The 3,587-nt window shown below is 74.1% G+C and carries 3 protein-coding genes; all 3 read right to left on the bottom strand.

All coding sequences use genetic code 11. From position 1 onward, the window contains the following. Positions 1-84 precede the first annotated feature (84 nt). A complete protein-coding gene (locus HMPREF0731_RS12775) occupies positions 85-1,149 on the bottom strand; it encodes a flagellin (RefSeq protein ID WP_007004561.1) in 1,065 nt (354 codons plus the stop codon). Between the two features lie 12 nt (positions 1,150-1,161). Then, a complete protein-coding gene (flgK, locus tag HMPREF0731_RS12770) occupies positions 1,162-2,664 on the bottom strand; it encodes a flagellar hook-associated protein FlgK (RefSeq protein ID WP_007004560.1) in 1,503 nt (500 codons plus the stop codon). Between the two features lie 57 nt (positions 2,665-2,721). Beyond that, the coding region (locus tag HMPREF0731_RS12765) for an EAL domain-containing protein (RefSeq protein WP_169312292.1) at positions 2,722-3,587 on the bottom strand (866 nt) is incomplete at its 5' end.

Below are 3,587 nucleotides of genomic sequence, written 5' to 3'. Positions count from 1 at the left end.
CCGCCAGCCCCGCCCCGGCGGCGCCCGGCGCGGTGGCCGGGCGGCGGCTGTTCTGAACCGGGCGGTGGCTCCGCCGGCCTGGCCTCAGAGGTAGTTCACCAGCGAGACGCGGCCCAGCATGGCCAGCGCCTGATAGCTGCCCTGCAGCTGCAGGTTGACCTGCTGCAGCCGCACCTGCGCCTCGGCGATGTCGATGGTGGTGAGGTCGCCGAGCTGGGTCTCCACCTGGTCATAGACCGCCTTGTGCTGGCTGGCCGCCGCCGAGAGCCGCGACTGGGCGGTGCCCAGCGCGCCGATCTCGTCATTGGCGCCATTGCCGGCGTCGCGCAGCAGGCCGACCGTCTTCTGCACCAGCGTGCTGAAATTCCCCTGCGCCGCCTGCTCCTCGGTCAGGTTGGCCAGCACGGTCAGCCCCATGATCAGGTCGCGCGACCAGGCGCCGGTGGTCGAGCCGGTCTCGCCCACCGCGGCGTTGCGGTTGGCGTAGAGGCCGATCTCGATGCCGGTGCCATTGCCGGTCGGCACGGCGCGGCGGGAATCGGCGACGCCGCCCTCGGCCGCCGCGTTGGCATAGGAGGAGAAGGGCGAGACGCCATCGGCGTTGCTGGTGGCGAGCGCGGTCATCTGCCCGAACAGCGCGTCGATGTCGCCGCCCTGGCTGCCATAATCGTCGAGCAGCGCGCCGATGCCGGTGAACATGCCGGTCTTCAGCATCTGCTGCGGCGCCACCACCGGATCGTTCTGCAGGTCGCTGCCGCCGAAGATCGCCTCGCCCTCGTAGCGCTCGTTCAGGAGGGTGGAGACCTCCTGCAGGGCGAGCCGCGCATTCTCGCGGATCTGGGACAGGCTGCTCATGGTGCCGTTCAGCGAGGCGGCGCTGTCGGCCATCTGCCCGGCGATGCCGGCCAGCCGGTCCATCACCGTCTGGGTGTAGGCGGCGCGGCCCTCGCCGCGCTCGGCCACCGCCTGCAACTCGCCGCGCTGCGCCATCTGCGCCGCCAGGCTGCTGGCGCGGGCGGCGTCGCGGCCGAGCCCGGCATAGCTCTCGGCCCGCTGGCCGCCGCTGCTGACCTGGCGGGTCAGCTCGGTGAAGCGGTCCTGCAGCCGCAGCGCGGAGACCATGGAAGCCTGGTAGCCCTGGATCGCCATCGCCCTCGCTCCTTACCGCACCGCGTCCAGCAGGGCGTCCCACATGCTCTGCACCGCCGACATCACCCGCGCATTCGCCGAATAGGCGTTCTGCAGCGCCACCATGTTGGCCAGCTCGGCATCGGTGTCGACGCCCTCGCTCTTCTGCACCAGCCCGTCCAGGTAGCTGCGCTGGGTGGTGGCGCCCTCCGCCGCGCTCTCCGCCGCGGCGATGGTGCCGGCCTGGCTGCCGACCACCGAGGCGGCGTAGTCGATGATGCGCTGCGGCGCCGCGAAATTCGAGCTCAGCGTGCCGCCGGGGCCGAGCCCGCTGGTCGGGATGGCGGTGTGCGGCACACCGGCCGCCTTCTCGGCGCCGAAGCTGTATTGCGACACCCGGCTGAGCAGGGTGGTGAAGCCGCTCGGCCCGCCCGCCGGGTTCGGCGTGAAGTCGGCGGTGGCGTGGGTGCCGTCGCGCAGCAGGCGCGGCGCCTCCGCCACCGCGGCATTGACCGTCATGCGCGCGGCGAAGCCCACCGTCTGCGCCGCCCCGGCGGCGGTGCCGGCGGCGGGCGGCGCGCTGCCATCGCTGTCGGTGAACAGGCGCAACCCCTGCTCGTCCAGCCGCCCGGCGAGGGTGGCCGCGGTCTGGTCCAGCTCGGCCTGCATCGTCGGCAGGGTCTGGTCGCGCAGGGTGAAGCCGGCGCCGAGCCGCCCGCCCAGCGCCGCGCCGTTCACCGCCTGGCCGTTCAGCGTCAGCCCCGGCAGGGTGCCGGCCGGCGTGCCGTGATAGCTGCCGGGGGTGACCGTCGCGCGCTCCAGCCCGAGCGGGCCGCTCTCGGCGTCGAGCGGCAGCACCGAGCCGCTGGCGAGCGTCAGCGTCACGCCGCCATCGGCGCCCTCGGTCGATTTCACGCCGAGATAGTCGGAGAGCTGGCCGATCGCCGTGTCGCGCTGGTCCTTCAGCGCGGCGGCGTCGCGGCCGGCGGCGGCCTCGGCGCGGATCTGCTTGTCCAGCGCGCCGATCTGCCGGATCAGCCCGTTGGCGGCGTCGACATCGGCCACCAGGCCGTCCTGCACCGCCTGGCGGGTGGTGCCGATCGCCTCGCTGGCGGTGTTGAGCTGGCTGGCGATGTCCTCCGCCGCGCGCAGCACGCCGCTCATGGCGCTGCTGTCGGCCGGGCTCGCGGCCAGCGCGGTGAAGGCGTCGTTCAGCGCCGAGATCAGGCCCGCGGTGTCGCGGCCATCGCTGGTGTCGCCCTGCAGCCCGGCGAGCGGCGAGAGGGTGGCGTTGGCCAGGCTGGCGCCGGCCTCGGCGCTGCGCGCCTTCAGCGCCTGGTTGCGCAGCGCCGTGTCCACGGCGCGCTGCGCCTCGCCGGTGCGCACGCCGCCGGTGGTGACGGCCTCGCCGCTGACGGTCTTGCGGGTGTAGCCGGCGGTGTCGGCATTGGCGATGTTCTGCGCCGACTGCTCCAGCTGGCGCGTGGTCAGCCGCAGCCCGCTGGTCGCGGTCAGGAGCGCGCTGGAGAGGCTCATGGCGCCACTCTGGTCATGCTGTCTTGCCCATCATGCTGCGCTGGAGGTCATGCTGGGCTAGCCTAGAGCAAAGGCCGTGCCATGGCCGGCGCGGCGGGCGGTGGCGCCGAAGGCGCGCGGCGTCAGGCTGCCGGGCAGGGCGCCGGGGCGGCCGAACAGCCAGCCCTGTCCGTAGCGGGCGCCGAAGGAGCGGGCGGTCTGCGCGTCCGCCTCGGTCTCGATGCGCTCGGCCACCACCAGCGCGCCGGTGGCGCGGGCCAGCTCCACCAGGGCGGCGGCGAAATTGTAGCTCTCGCCGCGCTGCCCGCCGGCGCAGGCCTCCATGAAGCGGCCATCGAGCTTGACGAGATCGGGGCGCAGCAGCCGCAGATAGGAAAGCCCGGCGGCGCCGGCGCCGAAATCATCGATGCAGACGGCGGCGCCGTGCTGGCGCAGCGCCTCGCGGCAGGCCACGGCCTCGGCCTCGTTCTCGATCTCGACCGTCTCGGTCACCTCGACCAGCAGCCGCGCCTGCAGCTCGGCCGGGTGCTGCTCCAGCAGCGCGGTCATGCGGCGGCGGAATTCCGGGTCCTGCAGCGACAGGCCGGAGACGTTGCAGGCGACGCGGATGTCGCCGCCGGCGCGGCGCAGCGCCACCAGGCTCTCCTCGGCCACCGCCAGGTCCAGCTCGGCGGAGAGGCCGACCATCTCGGCCAGGTTGACGAAGGCCTGCGGCCCGAGCTCGGGCAGCCCCTCGGTCGGGCGCGGGCGGATCAGCGCCTCGTAATGCGCCGCGCGCAGGTCCGGCGCGGCGAGGTCGACGATCGGCTGGAAGGCCAGGGAGAAGCGGCGCTCGGCGATGGCGCGGGCCAGCGCCGCGGCGCGCGGCCCGACCGAGGCCACGAAGCCGTGCAGCCCCTGGTCGAAGCCGGTGCGCGCCAGCG

This window comes from Pseudoroseomonas cervicalis ATCC 49957 (assembly GCF_000164635.1).
In the GTDB taxonomy this organism is placed as follows: Bacteria; Pseudomonadota; Alphaproteobacteria; order Acetobacterales; family Acetobacteraceae; genus Pseudoroseomonas; species Pseudoroseomonas cervicalis.
Note: the sequence above shows the minus strand (reverse complement) of the source record. Positions and strands in the feature narration are given on the sequence as shown.

Excerpts from the sequence above, each read along its gene's own strand:
- HMPREF0731_RS12775 (WP_007004561.1), bottom strand. The coding sequence starts at position 1,149 with ATGGCGATCCAGGGCTACCAGGCTTCCATGGTCTCCGCGCTGCGGCTG.
- flgK (WP_007004560.1), bottom strand. The coding sequence starts at position 2,664 with ATGAGCCTCTCCAGCGCGCTCCTGACCGCGACCAGCGGGCTGCGGCTG.